Source organism: Bacillus sp. DTU_2020_1000418_1_SI_GHA_SEK_038 (assembly GCF_032341175.1).
Lineage (GTDB): Bacteria > Bacillota > Bacilli > Bacillales > Cytobacillaceae > Cytobacillus.
The window spans coordinates 2,191,009-2,215,573 of the sequence record NZ_CP135435.1; the positions used below are offsets into that span (position 1 = coordinate 2,191,009).

Genomic DNA, 24,565 nt, shown 5'->3' on the forward strand with positions numbered 1-24,565 from the left:
TTATTCACTTACAAACACAGCAACTGCACTGTAATTATCATTGTTTTCGAGAGTGCGGCCCTTCAGAATGATCTCCATCGATTTAAGCCAGTCTGAAGGGGCAGAACATACTAACCTAGTATTCTCCATCTCTTCCTCTGTAACATATTCCCAAAAGCCATCAGAGCATAACAAGAAGGAATCTCCGGGATAAACGGTCATTTCTTTTTCTAGAAAAGTAGCTTTGATTACTCCTTCTGACCCCAATACTCGAAAAAGCCGATTCCGATCCTCGTGAAATCGAATTTGATCAGCTGTTATTTCTCCTGAATTGACGAGTGCTTGGCAGACGCTATGATCCTTTGTTTGGAACAGCACTTTTCCATTCCTGATCATATATAGACGAGAGTCGCCTACATGGGTCCAAGCGGCAAGATTATTTTTACATAATAGGACAACAAGGGTCGTTCTCATTGACTTTGCGTTTGTTCCTACTAGCAAATGTTCACGAATAACCTTTTGTGTTTGGTCTATGCCATCCTTTAGCCAATAAATATCATCCCTAATTTGGGATTCTGTCAAAATGGTTTCAACTGCAAGCTTGGCAGCAACTTCTCCTGCCTGATATCCGCCTAGCCCGTCAGCTAGCACCCAGCATCCGCCATTTTCCGATTCATGAAAGCCAGTGCAATCCTGATTAACTTCTCTTCCGCCTTTATCTGAGATGGAAGCTGTTCGATATTGCATTACTTAATCTCCCAATTTACTTCAAACATATTTTCCTGTGCGCTTAAATAAAAACGATCACCAGAACGCAATTGCGTTATTTTTCCTTGAGGAATCCGCTCCCCTGAAACTAGATACGTGCCATTAGAGCTATGGTCCTCGATCATAAAGGTCCCATTGTATTTATCAAATCGGATAGTACAATGCTTCCTGCTGATCTCTTCAGAAGTATTCGGATAAACTAGCTGGCATTGCTTCGCATCACGTCCAATGGATAACAGGGTCCCATTTAGCTCTAATGTCTGGCCAGCAAAATAACCTGAAAGCCCCTTTAATTTTGGAACTGAAATTGGAGGAGAAGGTACAATAGGTGCAGGGGTTGGTACATGACCCGGCTTATTTCCTTTTTTCTTCGTCATTAAAATGACCAGGACAATGATAAAAATTAATAAGAGTAACCCTCCAACTGCGATTCCGATTATCCACCATATGGCAGTAGATTTTTTTTCAGGAACGTCAACCATTACTTCAACGATCGGATTCGTTGCTGTTAAATAGTTTATTCCTCGTGATTCAAGCATCGGAATAAGTTCATCGATTTGGACGGCGCCATTTATTCCGGAAGCACTCGTAACGCCGAATGTATTAATTCCGATTACATGACCATTGTCATTTAAGAGCGGACCACCGGAATTTCCAGGATTAATATTGACATCAATTTGGAGGATTCCTCTTCCCCCTTGAGTAGATATTTTGCTTATGATCCCCTTTGTAATCGTGACATCATTAGGTTCACCAGAAGGGGTATCATCAATTAAATCGGCATCTCCAGGGAAGCCTAGAGCATACACCTCTTGACTTGCTTTCACTTCATCGCTTTTCCCTAACTCCATAGGCGGCCGCTTAAACAAATCCTGCGACAATTCTAAAACAGCCAAGTCTTTGATTTTATCAAAGGCAATAACAGTCGCTTGAATTTGGTCTTCCTTAGATAAGAGAATGGTGACCCCATTTAAATTCGGTTCTACAACATGATAGTTGGTAACAATATGACGAACAGGTTCTGAAGTGCCAACAGCGAAGCCAGTCCCCGTATATAACCCTCCATCCGATCCATAGCAAAGAATTCTTACCACACTATTACGAAGCTCATCAATCGGCCTTGTTTCCGCATTCACCCCATGCGAATAGGAAAATAGCAGAACGATTGAATATAAGAAAATCATCCATCTCCTAAAAAAAGTGCCTTCCCGCTTATTCTTTATCTGCATCATCCATTCCCCTCTTCCATAAATCTATCTTAAGTTCAAAATGGCTACTGTCGCGTTGTCCTGATGAGGTTTTTGTTTCTTTAGAACGTATTCAATAAAATTTTCCGCTGCTTCTTGCGTGGAAAACGATCTGCATATATCGATCATCTCTTCATTTGAAACAGATCCATATAGCCCGTCACTGCAAAGGATAACGGAGTCTCCCTTCTCCAAAGGAATTGGATCCACGGAAACATCTAATTCCTCGATTACATCTAAACCTAGAAAGCTCGTTAGGCTTTCTCTTTGGGGATCATATTTAGCCTCCTCCCTTGAGATTAGTCCAGCAGCCACTTTTTCATCTAGCTCTTTAGCATAAATATGATCTGTTGTCAGCTGCTTTACAGTATCATTTCTGTGTAAATAAATTCGGCTATCTCCAACAGATAACCAATACAATTGATCTTTGAATATGACAGTGGCAATGAGTGTCGTCCCCATTCCTCCTTCTACCCCATTCTCAACGGCAAAGGCTTTAACAGCTTCATTCGCTTCCTTAACCGCAAATATCAATTTTTCTGGTATAGAATCCATTTCAAACGATGTTATATAATGATTGGTGAACGTTTGTACAGCCAGGTTGCTCGCTTCCTTACCGCCTATTAATCCCCCCATCCCATCTGCTAAAACCGCGAGAACCCCAAACTTATTGATGAATGGATGATCATGGATATCAGAAAATGCAAATGCATCCTGCTGTTCTGTCCTGCTGCCAATATGCTGAGCATTTCCAGGCACTACAGTAAAGGGCAAAGGTATTTTCGTTATCGGATCAGATTTTAGTGTTATTTGTCGCTTCATTGAAGTGCAGGACCGAAATGGAAAATACACACCCAAAACTAATATGATCAATATTATGAGGTACCCCCACCAGGGCAAATTTTTGAGTATGTCCTTAAAATGTGAAAGATCTTTTGAAACGGTATTCGTTGCAGCGGTGAAAAAAACTAGCATCATGTTTAAGCACCTTCAATCTAAAGAAGATTTTGTAAATACAAAGGGCGTATTAAACTATGTGTATAGGACATGACACTAAGCGCCATTACACTGCTGGCCAGTGATAAACTAATTGATAGATAGTGATTGCTAAGACGGCTAAAGATTAAATAAAAGATTAATGAAATCCAAAAAATAAGTGTCACAATTATTAACAGTTGGAGAATCGTAAATGCTAAAAGGGAATGGAAAGTTAAGGAAACGGAAGCTGCTGCTATAAAGAGGGGAATAAACATTTCATGAATATTTTTTATGATAGGGATAACCTTTTTTTCAGATGAAGGATTAATAATTAGGGGGATTAGAAAAAAAGGCAAAGCACTGCCAAAAAAGATTCCAGTTATTACACGAATTAAGTTAGTAGTTGAATATACACCTAAGTAAGATCCAAATCCGTCAACTACTAAAGGCAACAGAAAGAGTAACAGAATAAAGCTGTTTTTTTTATTAGGGATGGTTATATTCCTATACCTTTTCTTCACAGTGATAAACATGAGCGAACTAAAAATGCCGAAATAAATTCCTGCATCTCGAGCACAGACAGGAAAATAATGTCCCTCCATTTCGAATGTACGTTCAGGAAGCTGATGACAGATGGCTTTTCCAATGAAAAATGTAATTTGTTCAATAATTGAAATCATTTACGCCCCCCATTTTTGAAAGAAAGGGGCTGACCAATTTGATCAATTGTATATTATCGGTACGTGTGCAAATTCTTAAGGGGTCAGCCGCGCATTCAATTAATAGGTGAAGAATGCAGGCATCACAGAGAAAGCAGATAATGCAAACCAGCATACACAGCTAAGAACAATTGAAATGATACTTATAAGCAAACAATTTTTACCGACACTCTTTTTATCAAAATCTTGATCATTCATCCAGATAATTCCTAAAATAATCCCTACAATAGGAATAAAAAAAGAAAGCAGGTAAAATAAAACCCTTTGCCCTCCAGACAATTCATTCACCTCCTTCTTTAATAGTTCTTTTTAGATCACAATGCTAAAAGTCCTAGTCATATATATGTAAACATATGTCTAAAATTGCTTATCCAACTTTAAGAATTAATGTGTAACCTAAGGAATTTAAGATAGATTAGAAAAGGATAAGTTAAGAATGGAGAAAAATATCGAAATGACCGAAATTATTTAAAAAAACGTGTTTTTTCGGTCTTACATATTTATTGATATCGAGGGAATTTTATTAGTATCGATCATATAGGGAGATATGCTTTATGGATTACAAAATATTTAAGACAATTAATCAGCTTTCTGGCCGCTGTTACCCAATTGATTTGCTTATGATATTGATATCAAAAAGAATTCGTTATTTGTTTATATTTGTTTTGATTACTATGTGGTTTAGAAATAGTTCCAACAAAATAGCATCTCGTAATGCAGTGATATCTGCAGGGATTACAACGTTAATAAACATATTTATAAAGCTGTTTTATTTTAAGCAACGTCCATTTATTAAGCGGAGGGTTGGAATTCTTATTGCCTCCAAATTAGATTCATCTTTTCCAAGCAAACATACCTTGCTAGTGTTCGCAATTTCCACTTCCATATTTATTTATGAACGTTTCATTGGTTCGATCATGTGGATATTATCTGTTTTAACTGGCCTTTCACGTATATGGGTTGGGCATCATTATCCTTCTGATATTATTGGAAGTGCCCTCTTAGGTACCATAACAAGTATCCTTATAGATAAAGCTACTCGATGTGTAAATTATTTTGCCCGTCCATAATTCATTTCGAATTTTGAATATTAAAATGCCCACAAAACGGTGGGCATTTTAATATTCATACTATTTGTTTGGTAATGAATTTTTATCAGGTGCTAATTCTTTAGCAAACTCTGCTAAAACAGCGTTTGGAATTTGACCCTTAAAAGGGGTTTTCACAGTATTCATTACATTTTGAAGTGGTTTTTTCATATTTCTAGTGCGAGTTCTGTTTATTCCGTATGCTGCAGCACTTGCTCCTAGACCCAGGATTGTGGCCCAAAGCATTCCACGATTATTTCGTTTTCTGCCAAATACGGTTTGTAATATATTTGTATTTAAAAGCACTCTCATCCATTTATTCAAATCAAAGCACTTCCTCTACAGAAATTTGAAAAGCAAATTGCCGCTCTCCACTTTTAATATGTTCTATAAAAGAAATGTTGATGCTGGTAATGCTTTGATTTTGTGTTAACTTTTAATATTTAGCAAAAACATAAGCAGTACCATCAAGGGTTTTTATTTGTGAAACTATACCAATTTGAATATTAACGATATGTTATTTACCTATTGCACCAGCTACATCATAAAGAGAAAGGTCAATTTCTAATGGGTGGCCAAGTGCAAGCTTTGCCAGTTCACCACCTAAATAAGGACCCACTGTTAAACCTGATGCACCAAGGCCATTAGCAATTAATATTCCCTTATAATTCGGCAATATCCCTATCACTGGAAGAAATCCAGGTGTGAACGGACGAAAGCCAACCCTAGTTTCAAGCACCTCGCTATCGCTTAAACCTGGTGCAACGGCTGATGCTTTACTAAATATTTCATTTAGACCACCTGCTGTTACCCGATGGTCGAAGCCTTTATCGTCCTCATGTGTAGCTCCTATTACTACTCTGCCGCCATCAAATGCCAAAATATATTGGTTATTCGGCGGCATAATAACGGGCCATTCACTTGTATCAGTCTCTGCCATACGAAGATGAACGATTTGTGCTTTTTGAGGTGAAACTAAAAAGTTTATACCGAGCGGCTTTAATAATTCATTCGCCCACGCACCTGCTGTTACGATAACCTGATCTGCAAGAAATGTTTCCCCATTTACCTTAATACCAGTTACTATTTTTTCATTAAATTGTAATTCTGCATTTCCATGCATAAACGAAGCTCCGTGATTTTTGGCTGCGTTAATAAGGGATTGGCAAAGAGCTCCGCCGTTTACCCTAGCAGCACCACTTATATGAACCGAAGAATACTCGTCTGCCAAAGGAGGAAACTTCTCCTTTGTTTCCTTATTAGATAATAATGTAATTTCCCCTATCTCTGGTGCGTCCTCCAGACGTTTGAATGCTCTTTCCTGCATTTTTTTCAGCTTATTTTCATCTCCATGCAGGCTGATGGCACCAACCCTTTTGTAGCCGGTTTCTGTTTCCCCATCAGCTTCCAATTGACTTATTAATGAAGAATAATATTTCGCCCCGATTTTTGCCAGCATATACCAAGCTTTATTCCTCCGTTGTGTAAGCCATGGACAAACAATTCCAGCTGCCGCATCGGTTGCTTGTCCACGGTCTTGGCGATCAACCAGTAAGACTTCAGCACCTGCCTTTGCAAGATGATAGGCGGTTGATGAACCTAATATACCGGCTCCAATAATAATATAAGATTTCATAGTAAATACACCTTTTCGTTTATTATTATTCTCATTATTTAATCCGCTATATATTATACCTTTATTTTCTAAGAGGCTAAACCAAAAGATTTTGCAATGCAGCTTCCTTCTTTATTGCTTTTAATTATCCACAATGTGTATACAAAACCACTTAATTGGAAAAATATACTTAAGAATTTAAGGGGGGCTCTTTCACCTTGGTTAAGATACGAAAAGGGAAAAAATTATTTGATTTTAAAAAGGAGATGCAATCTGAGCCTGCCGATAATCAATCTGAAAAGTTAAGCCCAGCTCTATCAGATATGGAGGAAATTTTAAAAGGTTATTTTAAAAATTGCGCTGATTTTGTCGTTCGTCCTATTAATGTTAGTGGGGATAAGAAAATATTGCTCGTTTATATTGACGGATTAATTGATACTAAGAGTCTGGATGAGTTTTTATTAAAGCCGATATTCTTCAAAGGATTGCCCAAAGGTTTAGGTGAGATTCATACTTTTGAACAAGTGATCGAGCAGCAGCTACTCTCAATTGCTCAAGTTAAAACTATTTCGACAGTTCCTGAACTTATTGATGGAATATTAAAGGCAAATCTCGCAATTATGGTAGATGGAGAATCAAGTGCAATCCTTGCAGACTTGAAAGGCTTTGAAACAAGAAGTATTTCTGAGCCTCAAACTGAGGTCAGTATTCGCGGTCCAAGAGATGGTTTTACAGAATTATTGCGAACAAATACGACTCTTCTTCGCAGAAGAATTAGGAGTTCAAAACTTAAATTTGAATCATACTCTATTGGAGAATTTTCAAAAACGGATATCGAAATTGCTTATATTGAGGGGCTTGCTACAGATACTCTCTTGAATGAAGTGCGTGCAAGGTTAGAGCGTATTCAGATTGACGGTGTATTAGAATCAGAGTTCATAGAGGAATTCATTGAGGATTTTCCTTTTTCTCCGTTCCCGCAAATTCAAAATACGGAAAGACCAGATATCGTTGCAGCGAGCCTGTTGGAAGGAAGAGTCGCTATACTAGTAGACAATACCCCTTTTGTTTTGATTGTCCCTATGACTTTTTGGGGTGGCTTGCAAGCTGTTGAGGATTATTACGAACGTTTTATTTATACAACATTCATACGAGTTATTCGTTTTACTTTGTTGAATATTTCACAGTTTCTTCCTTCAGTATATGTCGCTCTTACAACCTATCATCCGGAACTTATTCCTACTACATTGCTCATTAGTGTTGCGGCTGCACGTGAAGGTGTACCGTTTCCTGCTATTGTTGAAGCGCTAATAATGGAGATTGTCTTTGAAGGGCTCAGGGAAGCTGGGATTCGGTTGCCTAAACCAGTTGGTTCAGCGGTAAGTATCGTTGGAGCCCTCGTCATAGGACAAGCAGCTGTACAGGCGGGTATTGTTTCGGCTCCAATGGTTATTGTTGTGGCAACAACAGGGATAGCATCCTTTGCCATCCCTCGCTACAATTTCGGAACCGCCTTTCGAATGATCCGATTCGTTCTGTTAATTTTAGCAGGTGTTTTTGGATTTTACGGAATTGTTTTCGGCTTTATAGCCATTACGATTCATCTAGTCAATCTGCGTTCGTTTGGTATTCCTTATTTCAGCCCAGTCGCGCCACAGATTCCTTCAGGATTGAAGGATGTCATTATAAGAGTACCTAAATGGGCTTATAACTATAGGCCTCCATTCATCTCTAGTATGAATAAAATGCGGATACCATTTGGGCAAAAGCCTAGTCCAAAACAAGGTGGGAAAGACAAATGATGAGAAGGCGCATTTTTAGTTATATTATTTGCTTCTTCTTGATTTTTGTATCGGGCTGCTGGGATCGTAAGGAATTAAATGACAGAGCTATTTGGCTTGCAACTGGATGGGATGTTGGAGAAAAAGAAAATATTCGACTCAGTGGACAAATTGTCGTCCCCTCTAAAATGCAATCTCAAAATGGTGGCGGAGGAGGGGCAAAGGAGTATTTTACTGTATCAGCAACAGGAAAAAATGTAAATGATGCCTTACAGAATATGCAAACGAAGCTTTCAAGAGAGTCTTTTCCTGGTCACAGGCGAGTTGTTTTTTTCGGTGAAGAATTTGCAAAACACGGACTAAAACATCAGCTTGATGCTAATACCCGGGGGCCAGATGTCAGTTTGCGAACCGATATTTTTATTGTAAAAGGCGGCACAGCAATAGAAGCTCTAAATCTTTCTTATCCGCTAGAAAAGCCCCCGGCTGCAGCAACAATTAAAGTACATGAAGAAATTGGCGGAAGAGGAGACACGGCGTTTTTGTCCTTCCTTATTGCTGCAACTAGTGATGGTGTACGTCCGACTGTGCCAGTAGTTCAAATTGGACAATCTCAAGTTGGGGATAGCTCCGGAAAAGAAAACGCATCCGAGTCGGTTTTGCAAATAGCTGGGGTGGCTATTTTTAACAAGGACCTTGAATTAATTGGGTATTTGAACAATTTAGAAAACAGGGCCATGCTTTGGGTAATGGGAATCCTCAAAAAATTAACGATTACGGTCCCAATTAAGAACGGGAATGCTAGTTTGATTATGACAAAAATAAAAAGTGATATAGTACCAGAAATAAGCAAAGATAATAAAATAAAATTTATTGTCAAGCTTACAGGGGAAGGAGCTCTTCTGGAAAATAACACCGATTTAAACCTTATTGAACCAAAAAATATTAAGTATATGGAAAAAAAGTTTGAAGAAAGAGCCCAAAAAAAAGTACAGCAAGTTATTAAAAAAGTTCAAGAGGAATACGGAACTGATATATTTGGATTTGGTGAAGCTATTCATAAGAAACATCCGCATTTGTGGAAATCATTAAAAAAGGATTGGGACATGCATTTCTCAGATGCTATTGTCTCTGTAAAAGTAAACCTAAGGGTTAAGAGGATTGGAATGACGGGACAATCCATATTGTCGGAAAGTGAGAGCAACGATGAAAATTAATGGTTTGCAAATCTTTTGGCTAATATTCACTTTTGAAACAGGCAATATGCTTCTGCTAACCATTAATCCATTAATAAGTGATGCTAAACAGGACGCTTGGATTTCCGCACTGGTCGCCATCGTCCCAGGGATTATCATCGTTCTAATCGCATCTAAAGTTAGCCTTTTATATCCTAACCAAACGTTAATTGAGTTTAGTAAGACTATTCTAGGAAAATGGATTGGAACCATCATTGTCATGATTTATTTCATTCAATGGTATTCGGTAATCGGAAATATTTTAGGTGAGTTTGCAGAGTTTACCATTTTGATCCTTTTGCCAAATACACCTTCATGGATATTGATTTTGACTATGCTTTTATTAATGATCTATGTAACTTATATAGCGGGAATCGAAGGTATAGCACGCTGCAGCGAAGTATTTGGACCCATTGTGCTCCTTATGGTAATACTATTATTTATTCTTTCAATTCCCAATATGGAATTTCGGAAAATACTGCCTATTTATTCAGATACTGGGCTTACGACAATCATAAAAGGGTCCCTATCTCCGCTCTCATTTCTTGGGGAGACTGTTTTAATGATGATGATCATTTCATTTATGGATCGGCCTAAGCAAGGTCCATTAAAAGCTATATGGGGTATAGCGCTATCAGGATTTTTAGTGAGTACAACGACGCTAAGTGTAATTATGGTATTTGGACCTGAAGTTGCCAAAAATATTCTATTCCCTGCATTTGATACAATTAGGTTCATCAGTGTAATGAACTTTATCCAAAACTTGGAGATTGTTGCCGTATTAATATGGATACTAAGCGTTTTTATTAAGGTATCCTTGTATTTTTTTTCGGCGAGTTACGGAACAGCCCAACTTCTGAAAATAAAGGATTGGCGAAAGGCGATTTGGTTTGTAGCGATTGTTACCTTCCTATTAGGCATTTATCAGCCGACTATCACATTAATTGGCATTGAATACGTGAAGGAATATTGGGTTAAATATGTAATGCCTGTCAATATGGTTGGGATCCCTCTTTTGCTGCTAGTAGTTGGGAGTATACGAAAACGAATGACTAATTCTAAAAATGCATAATAATTAATAATAAAAAGCCCTGATTTCCTTCCGATGAGAGAGAGAATCAGGGCTTTTTATTTGCTATTTTAACACATCTAATATTTCAAACAGCTCTTCCAGATGTTTAACTTCGTATGTAGGAATGACGTCATTCCGCTCTTTATCATGACGGTTAATCCAAACTGATTTAATTCCCGCTTGATTGGCACCAAGAATATCTGTCATCAAGTTATCCCCTACCATAATTACTTCATCCTTTTGCAGGGACATGAGTGACAGTGAATGTTCAAAAATGGATGGATCTGGCTTCCCTCTTCCGAAATCGCCTGATATGACAATATGGTCAAAATAAGGAGTAAGCTCCGGTGTAATTGTTAATTTAGTGTTTTGTAAATCAGGGGAACCGTTTGTAAGTAATAAAAGCTGATACTTTTCCTTTAACTTATCCAAAACTTGAAAGGTCTCCTCATAAACAAACGGAGATTTACGGCGCTCCTGTGGGAAAAGTTCTGCTAATTCATATCCAAAGTCGGGATCATCAACTCCTAACTTTTTAAGTCCCCTTGTCCAAGCCTCTTTCCGATAAACGGGAACAATCTCCTTCATTTTTCGAAAATCATCCTGGTCATCTAAAAAATTACCCCACAATCCTTCAAACGGATTAATTCCAATCATTTGTGTAAAAGGGTAAGTTTCATAACTGGCGTAAAGATTTCTTGCTTCCTCTCGAACGGCTTCTTCAAATTGATTATGGTCCAATCCATAACGTTCTTCTGCTAATTTACATGTAGCAGCAAAGGCTTCCTTCACACTTTTTTGATCCCAAAGTAGTGTATCATCTAAATCGAAAAAAACTGCTTTTATCATTTTGAGCCTCTCTTTATGCAATATTTTATATACTAGTTTATCATGACTCATAATAGAAAAATATTATTCTTTTTAATTTTCATAAAATAAAACACCATTCAGTCATTATGAACGGTGTCCTTAATTATGATTATGATAATATTCTTTTTTCCCCTTCTATCGCTTTTATCGGATCAATATTTTGGGTGAATTCCAATGTGCCAATATAATTTTCGTTTTCATCCCTAACGGCGAAATATCGAATATACACATATTTATCGCGGAACTTAATCCAGAAATCTTCAGTATCCTTCCGTCCTGATTTGAAGTCTGCTAATAATTCTTCAACAACATGAACGCTTCTTGGCGGATGACAGTTTTGGACGGTACGGCCGATAACAGCCTTTGTTCTCGCAAAAATTCTCTCTTTTCCATGTGAAAAATAGCGTACAACATCGTCTTGGTCAATAAATGTAATGTCGACAGGTAAATGATTTAAAAGCAGCTCTAGCTGTTTTAAAGATAATATCCCTGTTTCCATTTTAATATAGCCCTCTGAGATGGCATTCTCGCCTAGTTGCTTTCTTTCTGGCTTCCATTCCTCCGCAGGACTAGTTAAACAATAACCAATTTCATCGCTTTCATGTGCAATCTTGACCCATTCATCCTCAGTTAGATTTTTCAAAGCCATTGGGAACAGGATGTGCTCTTCTCTATAGATCATGTTGATTACTTCTTCCATAATAAAATGAACGAGATTCACGATTTCCTGTTTATTGCCATCATAATTGGAAAGCTTCCTTTTTGCCTCTTTAATGCCATCCCTGATAAAGTCATCAATTCTCCACATATTGTTTGTCGGACCGTAGATCCCGTACTTTTCAAGATACGGAAAAAGCAGATTTTCTTTCCGGCTGTAATGCTTATCAATATCTAATAAAAGATTGCAATCCTCCAATAGTTTGTAAACATTTTCAGCTGTATCCTCCTGGATAAACTGTTGTAAATGTATTTGGACCTTTGATTTAATTAACTTATCAAGTTCATGATTTTCTTGGATGAATGTATGAATAGGATGTCCAGGTTCATTTTCCGGCTTTTTGGTACTCTCTGCTTCTTCAATAGATCCTCTAAAAATATCAGTATGGGCTGCATACAGGCGCTGCAGATCATCCAGCGGAATTCCACCCTCCTCCATTAAATCATGCTGGAGCTGAGTAATTTCTTCAATGGTGATTTTTCCGATAAATGCATTAAAATGTGCTTTTACTTCATCTACATTTCTTCCGTTATGTAGATCAACAAAAATTTGTTTTAAAACGGTTTGACGTTCTGTATTTTTAATCGTATGCTCTCTATTATTAATGACTTCGCTCATATTGGTTCTCCTTTGCAATGGACTTTATTTAATTGATTATTATTCTCATAATTAAAGTACCATTTATTTAAGCAAAGGATTGTGATGGCCATCATACTCTTTAAAATTGAGTTCCCATTAGATTCATGATAATCTAACCGTAATCAAATACATAAACATACACAATCTGAGAAAGGGTGAGTATTAATGGCTATTGCTCCAACTGTCAATCCTATTACCTATCTTCCTCCAAAAGGGAATTATGAAATCTTTGCCGATGATAACCATTACTCGGAGAAGGTTAGAGAATGGGGTCTTTCAACAACGAAAGAGGTCAAAAAACAATTCCTCTACAAGGAAAAAAATCTTCAGTATACTGTAACAGTAAAGGGCTATGAGGTTTATGAAAAAAACAGCGAATTAAACACTATCGTTATTGAATTTCAAGACGGGAGCTTAAGCTGCATTCATCCTGCATACCTAAAGGAAATGCAGTCTTCAAGCTTTGGAAAAGGCACATTTACCGATGCACCTGAAAAAGCCTCACCCTCCACTAGTCAAGAGGCACCAAAGGAAGAAAAACAGCCTGAGGAAAATAAAAGCACAAAAGAAACAAAAGAAACAAATAAGAAAAATGAGAAGAAAGAAAAGCCAGTAAAACTCGAGCTTCCCGAAGAGAAGGTTCATTTTACGGCAGCAGTTAAACAATTCGCATTAAGCTGGAATAATTTTAATGAAGAAAATGATGAAGTTGTTATCTTGGAAAATGTTGTAATTAAACAAGAAAATCCAGTTGATGTAGGACTATCATGGTGCTCTCACTCAAAGACTTTGAAGAAATATGAACTGGCACCTGGTGATACTCTTGAATTCGATGGCAAAATCGTAAAGAAGAAATTACCGAAAGGAAAAGATGCGGAAGAAGAATTTATCGTTTCTGATCCAGTGCCCTATAAAATTAATAATCCATCTAAAATTAAAAAAGGCTAAAAGGACGTTTATTCCGTTCCTTTTAGCTTTTTTCTTACAATTCATATTCCCATTCGTCCCTTAAATGTAAATATAGGACAAGCAGGATATTTTCTAAGTCTTGAAAGCTTTTGCCTGTTGTATCCAAACCTGCTTTTGGAAGTACTATTTCACCAATTTGCCTTGTTAGTCTAATACTCTCTTCTTCTGATAAATGCAAAAACCGGCTGCAATACGTTTTAACTAAGTTCCAATCTTTCACTCCGAATGTTTTCAAAACCTGTTCCTCTAGAAAGAGATCATTTTTTGCCAATCCTCGTTTTTCAATTTCTTTTTCTATAGGGGTTAGCTTCTTTTGCTTTTTAGTTTTTCTTTCATGAACAACAATCGTTCCAGCGACAAGGTCCCCTATTCTCTTATGCTTAGAATGAAAAAAGATCATCATCATGCCAAGAACATAATTGGCTGGCAGTGAATCAATAATACGGAGGAAATTGCGAATAAAGCTAGATAGCAGAGTAATACTGTGACCATCTTCTTGAATGACTCGCAGACCTAATACTTTCTTGCCAATTGTTCGCCCGCCCGAAAAGTATTCAAATGCAAAAAAGTACCCCCAATTGAGAATGAAAAGTAAAATAATCGCGATCGCAACAGGGACAGAATTTAATTCGGCCCATAATAGGAGATCTGACTGTCCAGATAATATTAGAAATAAGATGAATACAATTAAAATGTTCACAATGGTTAAAATGGCCTGATCGATTATGTAAGCTGCTGTTCTGCTTCCAAGACCAGCCAGCTGAAAATTTAGTGAAACATATTCTGGAGTTTTTATTCCGATACGGTCTTGGTACATGAAATCCCCTCCATTTTGTGTGCAAATATCTACTTAGATGAGAGCAGATGCTCATATGAGTTTTTTATAATATTACTCTAGCTGTTTCTATTTTTCTACAAAATTACTATAATAAGGAGAAAAGTAGTAAACAAGAGGTGTCAAAATGAATGTTAAGCAATTTATTAAGCAGCACCGCGAAAATTGGCAGCAGCTTGAACAAATGGCATCGGCTATGCAGAAAAGAAAAAGAAAGATAACGGGTCCAGAAATAAATCAATTTTACCGACTTTATCAAAAGGCTGCTCAGAATTTATCATACAGTCAAACCTATTTCCCTAATGAGAACGTAACCCCATATTTAAATGCTCTCGTTTCAAAATCACACAATGTATTGTATAAAAATCAAATGACAAGCATGAAACAAATCCGTTATTTTTTCCGGACGAAATTTATCGGTTTATTAATTGAGCAATGGAAATTTATTATTGCCGCCATGATCCTTTTTACCCTCGGTGGGATAGGCAGCTTTTTTTCAGTAATTGATGACCCGCTGCATATTTACTCCATCCTGCCAGCAGATATGGCACAAGGAGTGGATCCTGAAAAACTAGGCAGCAGTGATGGTGCGGTTGATTCCTCATTCATGTCAGCCGCTATTATGACGAATAATATTCAGGTAGCGATTTTAGCTTTTACCGGTGGAGTCACCTTTGGGATATTAACGATTTATTTATTAATTTATAATGGGATCCTTGTTGGCGCACTTGCTGCCCTTTTCTGGCATCATGGGAAGTCCTATGACTTTTGGGCGTACATCGTCCCTCATGGAATGATTGAGCTTACTGCCATATTTATTGCTGGTGGTGCTGGATTATTAATGGGCTATAAGCTGTTCGTTCCTGGAAATTTCTCGAGAGGCTTTCAATTAAAGCAGCAAGCCAGCCGCTCTGTTCAATTATTACTCGGAACCATACCGTTATTTGTCATTGCTGGAGTCATCGAAGGCTTTATCACACCTGCAGCGATCTCATTAGAAGCAAAGTATTTAGTTGCTATCATTACGGTTATTGGTTTAAGCCTTTATATTGCAATTGGTAAGCTATCATTAATGAAAAAACAAGCTATAATAAATTCCGATTCATAATATCTATGTAATGAGAAACGGCTGTAACTGCTAGTTTTTCCTCTACGGCCTCTGCCATTAAGAGGCCTTGTTTTTCCCATTTAAGCTTTTCTCTTTTCTTAATGAGCATTTGCTGCTGGGCGATACTCTTTATCATTGCTTTTTGTATTTGGTCGGGCTTTGTATTGATTGTTTTTAATAAGGTCACATCTTCTAGGCCAATCATTAAAAACAAATGCCGTTGTCTAAGCCGTTTTAAATAGGTAAGGGCTGTTTCCTCGTGAAGGAAAGTTGCTACATCACTAAACAAGAAAAGAAGGCTGCGTTTTTTCTGCATCGTTTCTAAATATTGCAGGACAGCAGCATAATTTGATTCGGCAGCATCCACTTCAACATTATAAATGGCCTTAAGAATCGTCTGCAAATGAGCCATCCCCTTAGCTGGAGGAACAAATACTTTCACTTCCTTGGAAAAAGCCAGGACAGATACATGATCCCCTTTTTGCAGAGCAGCTGCTGCTACTGTCAGTGCTGCTTCTAACGATCTTTCAAGCCGATTTCCCTTTTCCAGCTCTGCACCCATCATTCGCCCGCAATCAATTAATAACGTCACATACTTTCCATGCTCTGGTTCATATTCATTTGTCATCAATTCGCGAAGCTTCGCTGTTTGCCGCCAGTTAATTTTCCTCGGATCATCCCCTATAACATAGCTGCGAATTTTGGCAAAATCCCCTGCACCACTATGACGCATGCGGATATTTACACCTTCGTAAATTAAATACGCTTGAGCATTTTCTAAATATTGCTTCGTCTCCGATAAATCGGGAATGACTTTAATAGAATCATATAATTCAACCGTCATCTGCTTTTCCCAAAAGCCTAAGAAACTGGTGTAGCGAAAATAAAGCTTTTTCACCTCATATTTTCCTCTCACACTTGCTTTCGTTTCATATGAGTATATGGTGGCAGATTCCTTCCTAACCCTCCCTCTAAACGGAAAAGGGCGATGAAATGATTGCGGAATTCCATCAATGATTCGAAAATTAAAGGATTGCAGTGAATTGTTATTAATCTCGATTTGAATGGAATAAAACTTCCCTCTTTCCATATCCTCAGGAATAATACGTTTAAGCGTTATCAGGTTTTTATTTGGTGATAACAGTAAATCTAGAAGACTGGCAGCAAAAACAAATATATTAATAATAATTACAAATTGCCATGAGATATCCATAGCAGTTCCCACCATTAAAACGATGGAAAGAACAAAGAAAATGATTAATAATTTCTTTGTTGGCAATATCCCTCTATCTTGGAACAGGAATCGACCCCACAAGCTCTTCAATGATTTGGTCAACGGTCACTCCCTCCAATTCTATATGTGGAGATAACTGAATTCGATGTCTTAACGCTGATTTTGCAACGATTTTTATATCATCTGGTGTGACATAGTCCCTACCAGCAAGATATGACCAGCTTTTCGCTGCTTTCCCAATGGAAATGGCTGCTCTCGTACTTGCCCCAAAACGAATAGACTCTGATTCACGTGTTTTTCGAACGATTTGCATGATATAGTCTAATACCCCTTCTCCAATTGTAGCTTTCTGAATTTCCTTTTTTATCGAAAGAAAACTGTTCATATCAAGTAATGGAGTAACTAAACTACTGTCAAAGCTGTTTTCAATAACCTGCTTTAAAACATTTTTCTCTTCTTCAAAATCTGGGAAGTCAATTTGAAGCTTAAATAAGAATCGATCCTGCTGTGCCTCTGGCAATGGATAGGTTCCTTCAAATTCAATCGGGTTTTGCGTTGCCACTACAAAAAAGACATCGGGCAGCTGATACGTTTCCCCTTGAATGGTTACTTGCTTTTCTTCCATTGCTTCTAGAAGTGCTGCTTGCGTCTTCGCAGGTGTCCGGTTTATTTCATCTGCTAATAGAATATTCGTAAATACAGGACCTTTTAATGTTTGGAATGTGCTGTCTTTCATGTTGTAAATGGTGCTTCCTGTTATATCACTAGGCAGAAGATCTGGAGTAAATTGAATTCGGTTAAAGTTGCCGCCAAGCAGGTTGGCAAGAGTTCGTACCATTTGTGTTTTACCAGTTCCAGGAACCCCTTCTAACAGTACATGGCCTCCTGCTAAAATGGCTGATAGTAGAAGCCGAAGATTTAATCTCTGTCCTAAAATACGCTCTTCATATTTATCTAATAAGGCTGATAATTCCGTCCTCATCTTTCTTCCACCTCTTTCTTTAAACGATCAAGTTTTCTCGACCAAAGCAAGTATTCCTGCTTGTTAATTTTTTCATTGGCTAAAATAGTGGATAAACCTAACAGAAAAGATTGAATTTCCTTCTGCGGCATATTTATCCGTTTTCGTACTAGAACATCTGAGAGGTCCACCCATTGTTTACCATAAGGAATACCCCATCTTTCCTGCATGAGAAGCTTCACATAATCTGCCTGTATTAATAATGAATCACGGTATCTCCGGCCGCGAATATACCAAGCTGATAAAGCCTGAAGGCTCTCATCGCTAAATCTAACCGTTTCTTCTCTTGGAGTATCGATTGGCCCGAACCGCTTTCCTTTGTGCCAAAGAAACAGAACAGCAATGATTATCCCTTGCAGCATCAGCATCAAGAACCATTTTGGATATAAGGCTGACATCTTTGCTGCGTTCTCCCCGCCGTGTATGTATTCATCAAATAATATCGTATATGCTTCCTCCTCAGTTAAGAGAGCTGATAGGAGTGAAAGATGATCATAGTCTAATATTTTCCCATTTGCCATCCACTCTGGAGCAATGGAAACGATTAATTGCCCCTTGCCAAAAAAACGTTTTACAGCGACTGTACCCTCTTGATCAGACAATAAAATTTCATCCAGCTCATTTGTTTGCAGACGTACAGTTGAGCTTATTTCCGCTCGAAATATATTCCCATCAAGGCTGTAAACATCAGTTACACCATCAGAAGCGGCTTCCCCGCTAATTGGGGCAGTTGTCAAATCAAACATCCCTTTAGGATTCATTTTAAATAATAGAATTGTATGACCTGCTTCCATAAAGTCGATGTAAGCTTCCATTTCTTCATCTTTTGGGAAGAAATATGGTTCTGCCATTATTAGTAGTTGATTTTTCTCACCATTACTTAAAAGATTAGGAGCATGGGACCATTTCTTCACTTTCTTTTCCTTGGTTAAATACGTATAAAAAGCCTTTACACCTGTTGGAGAGGGCGATTCCGTTACATAATTTGGATAATGCTTAGGCTCTGGAGAAAAAGAGAAAAAACTAATCATCATAAATAAGATTAGTAGTACGAGCAGATAAATCCATGCTCGTCCTTTTGAAGTAGATTTCAACAAGTTGACATTCCTCCTTATCCCTCAAGCTTAGCAATTGGTTCCTGCAGCCAAAACATGGCTTCATTGCAAAACTGATCGTATTCTACTTTCGTAATTTCACGCTCACCGTATGTGGCTTCGTCAAATAAATGGGCAAGATGATAAAAATTTTCAGCCCAGCTAGGATTTATTTTCTGGAGCTCATCATAATACTCCCAGTTCGTTTTCCAAATCCTTGCCTCCAGCCACTCCTTCTCGTGTAAATAAAGAAGCAGAGCTAAAAACATATGCCGGGTTGATAATGTATAATCCCCTAAAGCCTCAAGTTTCCTAGCTTCTAATAAATGCTCCTGAAACGTCCAATTCAATTCCTGCATTGATTGGAGGGGCTTTTGGTCACGAAGCATTCGATTTCGTTTCATATTTCGGGCAACTAAAAATACAGCGATACTGAGCAGAACAACAACGATGATAAGAATAATAATTAAAATTAATCCTGATGCACCGCTAGTTGATTCAATTGAAGGAAAAAGTTTAGAGAGTTGCTCTGCAATCCATTTTTTCGCTTCTTCCCACCAAATCTCTATCATACTTTTAGAATCGTTATAATAAACTCGATATTCCTTGCCATCTAATATTCGCTGAAGCTCATCCTTTGCCTTGTTCGTCTCCAACATCAATGATCACCTAACTTAAATAGGTTATTAATATTTATGATAGTCATCAATCATTTCCTTTAGGTCGTCTGCATCATGCCTAATTTTTAAATCAAGATACATCACTCCATAGCCTACTGATAGAATCATAGTAGTAAATAAAGTGACCAAATTTGAAATGATTGACAGCAATACACTGTAGCCTAGGAATATACTAAACGTCATTTCAACTGCAAAACTAATGCTTGAAATAATTAAAAAGAATAAAAGATATAGCCCCATTAAAATCCATGTTCGATTTTTCGTAAGTCTCCAGCTATTTGAAAATCCAGGAGATTCCCAATCTAACACAACAGAACCAAAATAAAAGCTCCATCTGGTTAATAAGTAGCCAATCCCGATTGCACAGGCTAAAAAGAGAATGATGGCCAATAGGATTCCGATTGCCGGATGTACGATCGATCCGATGAATCCAGTTATACTTACGAAGAAAATTGGTACAATCACCAATCCAAATGTTATTAAACCAAATAAAATACTGCTGCCAATCATTGGCCAGAATCTGGAAAAGGCTTTTTTAATAACAGATCCAACTGTATATTCTTCATTTTTTCGAATATGGTTGATGGCGAAAAGAATCGCTCCCTCTGCAACCGGAAATAATAGAAAACTAATGAACCCAACAAGGATTAATCCAAAACCTGATCCGATACTATTTACGGATGATTCTGTTTCAAGACCGGATAGAATTTGTTCATACCAAGTACCCCCGCTGCCTAATTCTCTAAAGAAGTTTACTCCAGATAACAGTTGAATAATCGCTTGAAGCAAGTAAACCGGTCCCATTAAAATAAGTAATATCATAAAAAAATCTTTAAACCTATTTTTACTTAAACTAAAGGTGTGATCTAATATTTCACTGAAACCTTTTGGCTTGTTAAATTTTGCATTCAATGTTAATACTCCTCCTGCCCTTGAAAAACTAAATGGTAATATTGCCTATTTTATCATTATTCTGGCTTAACTTGAGTAAAAAATTGTAAAAAAGTATAATTTGTCATGTTTATTAGGAATATTTCCCCTTATAATGTGCTAATGCCAGCAGTGGGAAAATATAGCGGTAGCTGTGGTAGTGAAGATAAAAGTCTCCTGCCATTCCTTGGCCCTTTGGGTAATCAGTTGTCCAGTCATCTTTATTAAGGTTATCTAAAATAAATTGTATCCCAGACTCTATTTCCTTAGTTGGCTGGTCATATGCCGAAATTAATGCATCTAAGGCCCAAGCAGTATGCGTTAACGTACTTGCCTTTAAAGGAACGTAACTTTTATCACTATCACTTTTACAAGACTCTCCCCAGCCGCCATCCGGATTTTGGACTACCTTCAACCAATTGACCGCTTTTGCAATAGTTCGATGTCCGGGAAAAACTCCAGCTGCTCTAAGCCCTGTAATAGCGCCCCACGTTCCATAAATATAGCAAATTCCCCATCTTCCATACCAGGAGCCATTCTCTTCTTGGCTATTAGTCAGCCAGTTAATTCCCCTTTGGATAGGAGAATATTTCTTTGGTAGATTTGTATAGTTTCCGAGAAATTCTAGAGTTCTCCCTGTCAAATCTGCAGAAGAAGGGTCAGTCAGGAGAAACTCTGCTTTTTCAATTGGCAATAGCTGCAGTAACTTGCTGTTTGTGTTTTTTTCAAAAGCGGGCCACCCACCATCGTTATTTTGCATAGATAATACCCATGACACTCCTTTTTCCCAGGGCGGACGGTAACTCGGATTCGTCATAGCGATTCTTGCAATCGATCTTAATGAAGAGGTAGTATCATCTACATCTGGGTGGATAGTATTCATATCAGCAAAACCCCAACCTCCAGGAAGTGCACCTGGATTATTAATGATCCAGTCCCCATATTTATAATGCTGTCTTTTCAGCAAGTAATGGTTTGCTCTTATCACCATTCCATCTTTAACAGAAACCCCAGCTTCCTGCAAAGCATAATTGATTAATGAAGTATTCCACACGGTTGCAGTTGTGTATTGCATATGGGGAAATCCCTTAATTTCACATTTCATTCTCATTAAGCCATTGATTGCGTTTGTAATTAATGAATCTTTTTTTGAAACCCCAAGAGACAGTAACGCGAAAATCATCAGAAATGTAGAGCTAAAATAACCATAAAGGGTTCCGTCTGGCTCAATTCGATGAAGCATAAATTGCTTCGTCTGTTCTGTTGCCAGTTTATGAATTTGGCTTGGCAATCCTATTAAACTTTTTATCCCTTTTTCAATGGTTGAGAAAATAGAACGCCATTCATCCCATTCACTTTCAAACTCTGATCCTCTCTGTATGAATAAACTTGATAAATCGGGACTGCTGCTTGATTTAAGCTGAAACTTTCGATCTGCAAGAATCATGATCGGGGCGAGATTTACCTTTCCATATTCCGAAAAACTATAGAAATTTATTGGGAAGGAAATCGGGAGTAAAATCATTTCTAATGGAATAGGGAAAAACCTTGGCCACTTTATTTGCCCTGTTATGGCCAGCATGATTTTTGTAAACATATGCGCTTTATCTATGCCGCCTTTTTTCAAAGTAAATCTTTTGGCAGCCTTTAATCTATTGTCCTCTTTCTGATAATAACCAGAGTATAGCAGCGCATAATAAGCTTCTACAGTGGCAGTAAGATTCCCCTCTCCTTCATCATAAAACAGCTTCCATGCCCCGTTCCCTTCTTGTCTGCTTAAAATCCTCTTCGTCAGATCCAAAATTAACTTTTCATCATTTATTTCTAATGTCCTTAATAAAATAATCATATAGCAATCTGTGGAAATGCCTGTTTCAAAAGGATAATCCCAGCTGCCATTGGGGTTTTGGTCTTTTCTTAGCACCTCTATAAGATTATTAATTCCATCCAAAATGGCATTTTTCATCAATCTCATTCATCTCCCCTGCAAAATGCGTCATACAAATACATATTCATCTCAGAACCGGAGAATTCTTTGAGAAGGTGATTATCATCTTAAGTAAAATATTTCAACAAAACAAACCGCCGCTTCCCGAATCTCTATTAAACATAAAGAAAGCATTAAAGAAAAAAGCCGGCGCTCCAAATGATAAAATAGAACCCACTCCTGACGAGAAATCTCTAATTCAGCGAATATATGATAGGACAAGTCTATTAAATAAAAATAATATCACTCGAACAAAAGCTTATTTAGATTTCTATAATCGCTTTCCTGAGATTCACTGGGCCTTTTTAGCTCATATGGTATCTCGAAATGGCGGTTGGAATATGACAGACTTAAAAGGCAGCTTCCTTGCTAGACTGCTTACTAAAAAAGAAGCAGCCTCCTTTTTTGCCTTTTTAGAAAGAGGAAATTGGCTGATTTTTCAAGATGCATTCCCGCAATTTTTAATCTATGAAGAAAGTTTAAAAGGTGGAAAAAACTTATTTCACCTATTGCCTCATCTACATATATCCTCGTTCATGGAACCTATTTGGAATCATTTTTTGTATCATCACGATCCATATATTCTTACTATGGCACTAGTTATTAATGAACAAAGCTATCTAGAAGAAAGGGTGCTTAAACATCCCGCTTTCAAAAAGAATGTCTTTAATACATTAGAATTTATGCTGCAGGATTTCCTTTCAATGAATCATATTCTTTTCCCATATATAGAAAATGGCAAATTGAAGCTGATCGGTCAGACGCTGCATCATTTTGAAATCTTGCATGAACGGATCTTGTTAGGAAAAAGATTGTATGCAGTTCTGTTCGGTAATAATGAGCGATATTTATTAGTGAAGAAATGGGCGGATGAACATCCACATACCGGCTCCCGAAAGGATTATTGGCCGCAAATGTTTAACGATATCAATGAAGGAGTCCCAGGAACGTTGCTCAATCCTAGTATTAAATTTTGCAAGCTCGCTCCGGGTGCATCTAAATTGTATAGTCCGAGTCTTGAATTTGCCTGGGAAAATAAAGTACATCAGCCAGCTGAACCGGGGGACTGGTTTAAGGATTGGAGGGTGGTTCAATACTTGACCGCAACAAATGAAAACGTTGATGAGGAGATTAAAAATGACTATTGCAAAACACTTGAAAGGCTTGAGCTCGCAGCAATTACAAAAAAGGCCATTTTTCTACGAGATTAAAAAGATGGTTCCTGCGATTCTTCTTGCATCATTAATTGGGACGCATCTGGATCTATTTTTTGTTGGTATGGGCGTATATTCATTTCCAAAAAGATGGCTGCCTGAAGTTTTCTCCATTAATATTGTGTTTACTCTAATTGCATTGCCTTTGTTAGTGTCTGTTTATTTATTTTTAATGAAAAGGATAAATGTTTGGAAAAAAGCAGGTCTTATTTTTGTAATTAGCCTATTTGCAGCTTGCGCTGAAAAGTTTGCAGAGGAAATGGGTTTTTTCATCCATGAAGTTTCTTGGAAGCACTCGTATTCTTTTTGCGGATATATAGTTTTTCTAATTTGTGTTTACATATTTAATCGAATTAACTTTTTGTCAGTCTAACGCTGAAAAAAATCAAAAGCAGCCGTGTATATAATCGGCTGCTTCTTTAGTGTGGGTTTAATCATTTATTTCCTTCCAGGCAGTAACACCGCCAGAAAGCACAGTAACGACAAAGCCCTTCTCATATAGTATGTCAGCACATTTTCTTGCGGAATTACCTGTCGTGCAAGTGACGATGATCTCTTGATTCTTTGGCAAAGACGAAAACACTTCTTCGTTTAAAGAAAAAATGTTTGATTTTTCAATGTTTAAACTAAGTACATTTTTATTATTAATATGGTAGGCATCGTATTTATCAGTTGATCTTACATCTAGTATAAAAACCTCTTCAGTTTCTGTGAGTTTTTCAGCAAGTTCTTTAGCTGTCATTGTTTTCATTTTATAAAAGCCACCTTTAATGTTTTGTATACC

At 37.5% G+C, this 24,565-nt stretch carries 25 protein-coding genes; 8 read left to right on the plus strand and 17 right to left on the minus strand.

The window, feature by feature from the left end:
* The 5 genes from RRV45_RS10840 to RRV45_RS10860 form a co-directional block, all read right to left on the minus strand.
* Nucleotides 1–726 carry a PP2C family protein-serine/threonine phosphatase gene (locus RRV45_RS10840; protein WP_315668839.1) on the minus strand — a complete coding sequence of 242 codons (726 nt, stop codon included), beginning with the start codon at nt 724–726 and terminating at the stop codon, nt 1–3.
* Nucleotides 726–1,979: a trypsin-like peptidase domain-containing protein gene (locus tag RRV45_RS10845; protein ID WP_315668840.1), complete on the minus strand. Its 1,254-nt coding sequence runs from the start codon at nt 1,977–1,979 to the stop codon at nt 726–728. The genes RRV45_RS10840 and RRV45_RS10845 overlap by 1 nt, the downstream gene beginning before the upstream one ends.
* Nucleotides 1,980–2,000: 21 nt before the next feature.
* Entirely contained in the window at nt 2,001–2,867 is an 867-nt protein-coding gene (locus tag RRV45_RS10850; RefSeq protein ID WP_315668841.1) for a PP2C family protein-serine/threonine phosphatase, read from the minus strand.
* A gap of 122 nt (nt 2,868–2,989) precedes the next feature.
* A complete protein-coding gene (locus RRV45_RS10855; RefSeq protein ID WP_315668843.1) occupies nt 2,990–3,652 on the minus strand; it encodes a DUF2085 domain-containing protein in 663 nt (220 codons plus the stop codon).
* A gap of 99 nt (nt 3,653–3,751) precedes the next feature.
* Nucleotides 3,752–3,970 carry a hypothetical protein gene (locus RRV45_RS10860; protein ID WP_315668844.1) on the minus strand — a complete coding sequence of 73 codons (219 nt, stop codon included), beginning with the start codon at nt 3,968–3,970 and terminating at the stop codon, nt 3,752–3,754.
* A 275-nt stretch (nt 3,971–4,245) separates the two neighbouring features.
* Here RRV45_RS10860 and RRV45_RS10865 point away from each other — a divergent pair, with 275 nt between their 5' ends.
* Entirely contained in the window at nt 4,246–4,761 is a 516-nt protein-coding gene (locus RRV45_RS10865; RefSeq protein ID WP_315668845.1) for an undecaprenyl-diphosphatase, read from the plus strand.
* A 60-nt stretch (nt 4,762–4,821) separates the two neighbouring features.
* Here RRV45_RS10865 and RRV45_RS10870 read toward each other — a convergent pair whose 3' ends face one another.
* Together RRV45_RS10870 and RRV45_RS10875 are read right to left on the minus strand one after the other, a co-directional pair.
* Nucleotides 4,822–5,103: a hypothetical protein gene (locus tag RRV45_RS10870; protein WP_315668846.1), complete on the minus strand. Its 282-nt coding sequence runs from the start codon at nt 5,101–5,103 to the stop codon at nt 4,822–4,824.
* Between the two features lie 193 nt (nt 5,104–5,296).
* On the minus strand, nt 5,297–6,415 hold the full coding sequence (locus RRV45_RS10875; RefSeq protein WP_315668847.1) for an NAD(P)/FAD-dependent oxidoreductase: 1,119 nt from the start codon (nt 6,413–6,415) through the stop codon (nt 5,297–5,299).
* Between the two features lie 245 nt (nt 6,416–6,660).
* Here RRV45_RS10875 and RRV45_RS10880 point away from each other — a divergent pair, with 245 nt between their 5' ends.
* The 3 genes from RRV45_RS10880 to RRV45_RS10890 are packed head-to-tail and all read left to right on the plus strand — an operon-like array spanning nt 6,661 to nt 10,482.
* Nucleotides 6,661–8,196 carry a spore germination protein gene (locus RRV45_RS10880; RefSeq protein WP_315669001.1) on the plus strand — a complete coding sequence of 512 codons (1,536 nt, stop codon included), beginning with the start codon at nt 6,661–6,663 and terminating at the stop codon, nt 8,194–8,196.
* Nucleotides 8,193–9,392, plus strand: coding sequence for a Ger(x)C family spore germination protein (locus tag RRV45_RS10885; RefSeq protein ID WP_315668848.1), 1,200 nt, complete (start codon nt 8,193–8,195; stop codon nt 9,390–9,392). The genes RRV45_RS10880 and RRV45_RS10885 overlap by 4 nt, the downstream gene beginning before the upstream one ends.
* Nucleotides 9,382–10,482 (plus strand): GerAB/ArcD/ProY family transporter, encoded by a 1,101-nt coding sequence (locus RRV45_RS10890; RefSeq protein WP_315668850.1) that lies wholly within the window; start codon nt 9,382–9,384, stop codon nt 10,480–10,482. The genes RRV45_RS10885 and RRV45_RS10890 overlap by 11 nt, the downstream gene beginning before the upstream one ends.
* Nucleotides 10,483–10,545: 63 nt before the next feature.
* On the opposite strand, the gene RRV45_RS10895 is transcribed toward RRV45_RS10890, so the two are convergent.
* A complete protein-coding gene (locus RRV45_RS10895; RefSeq protein ID WP_315668851.1) occupies nt 10,546–11,331 on the minus strand; it encodes an HAD family hydrolase in 786 nt (261 codons plus the stop codon).
* Between the two features lie 130 nt (nt 11,332–11,461).
* Nucleotides 11,462–12,688, minus strand: coding sequence for a DUF438 domain-containing protein (locus RRV45_RS10900; protein WP_315668852.1), 1,227 nt, complete (start codon nt 12,686–12,688; stop codon nt 11,462–11,464).
* 186 nt (nt 12,689–12,874) lie between these two features.
* Here RRV45_RS10900 and RRV45_RS10905 point away from each other — a divergent pair, with 186 nt between their 5' ends.
* The gene (locus tag RRV45_RS10905) at nt 12,875–13,657 is read left to right on the plus strand and encodes a hypothetical protein (RefSeq protein WP_315668853.1); all 783 of its coding nucleotides are present in this window, start codon (nt 12,875–12,877) and stop codon (nt 13,655–13,657) included.
* A gap of 34 nt (nt 13,658–13,691) precedes the next feature.
* On the opposite strand, the gene RRV45_RS10910 is transcribed toward RRV45_RS10905, so the two are convergent.
* Complete coding sequence (locus tag RRV45_RS10910; protein WP_315668854.1) at nt 13,692–14,495, minus strand: RDD family protein; 804 nt, start codon at nt 14,493–14,495, stop codon at nt 13,692–13,694.
* A 145-nt stretch (nt 14,496–14,640) separates the two neighbouring features.
* Between RRV45_RS10910 and RRV45_RS10915 the strand changes: the two genes are divergently transcribed.
* Nucleotides 14,641–15,621, plus strand: coding sequence for a stage II sporulation protein M (locus RRV45_RS10915; protein WP_315668855.1), 981 nt, complete (start codon nt 14,641–14,643; stop codon nt 15,619–15,621).
* Here the strand turns inward: RRV45_RS10915 and RRV45_RS10920 are convergent.
* The 6 genes from RRV45_RS10920 to shc all read right to left on the minus strand — a co-directional run bounded on the left by RRV45_RS10920 (nt 15,599) and on the right by shc (nt 22,546).
* Nucleotides 15,599–16,957 carry a DUF58 domain-containing protein gene (locus tag RRV45_RS10920; RefSeq protein ID WP_315668856.1) on the minus strand — a complete coding sequence of 453 codons (1,359 nt, stop codon included), beginning with the start codon at nt 16,955–16,957 and terminating at the stop codon, nt 15,599–15,601. The two genes, RRV45_RS10915 and RRV45_RS10920, sit on opposite strands and share 23 nt — an antisense overlap.
* Entirely contained in the window at nt 16,908–17,837 is a 930-nt protein-coding gene (locus RRV45_RS10925; RefSeq protein ID WP_315668857.1) for an AAA family ATPase, read from the minus strand. Before RRV45_RS10925 ends, RRV45_RS10920 begins: the two co-directional genes overlap by 50 nt.
* Entirely contained in the window at nt 17,834–18,973 is a 1,140-nt protein-coding gene (locus tag RRV45_RS10930; RefSeq protein ID WP_315668858.1) for a DUF4350 domain-containing protein, read from the minus strand. Before RRV45_RS10930 ends, RRV45_RS10925 begins: the two co-directional genes overlap by 4 nt.
* Nucleotides 18,974–18,987: 14 nt before the next feature.
* Nucleotides 18,988–19,629, minus strand: coding sequence for a DUF4129 domain-containing protein (locus RRV45_RS10935; RefSeq protein ID WP_315668860.1), 642 nt, complete (start codon nt 19,627–19,629; stop codon nt 18,988–18,990).
* Between the two features lie 27 nt (nt 19,630–19,656).
* Nucleotides 19,657–20,562 carry a hypothetical protein gene (locus RRV45_RS10940; protein WP_315668861.1) on the minus strand — a complete coding sequence of 302 codons (906 nt, stop codon included), beginning with the start codon at nt 20,560–20,562 and terminating at the stop codon, nt 19,657–19,659.
* A gap of 112 nt (nt 20,563–20,674) precedes the next feature.
* On the minus strand, nt 20,675–22,546 hold the full coding sequence (gene shc / locus RRV45_RS10945; protein WP_315669003.1) for a squalene--hopene cyclase: 1,872 nt from the start codon (nt 22,544–22,546) through the stop codon (nt 20,675–20,677).
* 86 nt (nt 22,547–22,632) lie between these two features.
* On the opposite strand from shc, the gene RRV45_RS10950 reads away from it, so the two are divergent.
* Together RRV45_RS10950 and RRV45_RS10955 are read left to right on the plus strand one after the other, a co-directional pair.
* Nucleotides 22,633–23,778 carry a DUF2515 domain-containing protein gene (locus RRV45_RS10950; protein ID WP_410489374.1) on the plus strand — a complete coding sequence of 382 codons (1,146 nt, stop codon included), beginning with the start codon at nt 22,633–22,635 and terminating at the stop codon, nt 23,776–23,778.
* The gene (locus RRV45_RS10955) at nt 23,705–24,154 is read left to right on the plus strand and encodes a CBO0543 family protein (protein ID WP_315668863.1); all 450 of its coding nucleotides are present in this window, start codon (nt 23,705–23,707) and stop codon (nt 24,152–24,154) included. The genes RRV45_RS10950 and RRV45_RS10955 overlap by 74 nt, the downstream gene beginning before the upstream one ends.
* A gap of 57 nt (nt 24,155–24,211) precedes the next feature.
* Here RRV45_RS10955 and RRV45_RS10960 read toward each other — a convergent pair whose 3' ends face one another.
* Nucleotides 24,212–24,532 carry a rhodanese-like domain-containing protein gene (locus RRV45_RS10960; RefSeq protein WP_315668864.1) on the minus strand — a complete coding sequence of 107 codons (321 nt, stop codon included), beginning with the start codon at nt 24,530–24,532 and terminating at the stop codon, nt 24,212–24,214.
* Nucleotides 24,533–24,565 lie beyond the last annotated feature (33 nt).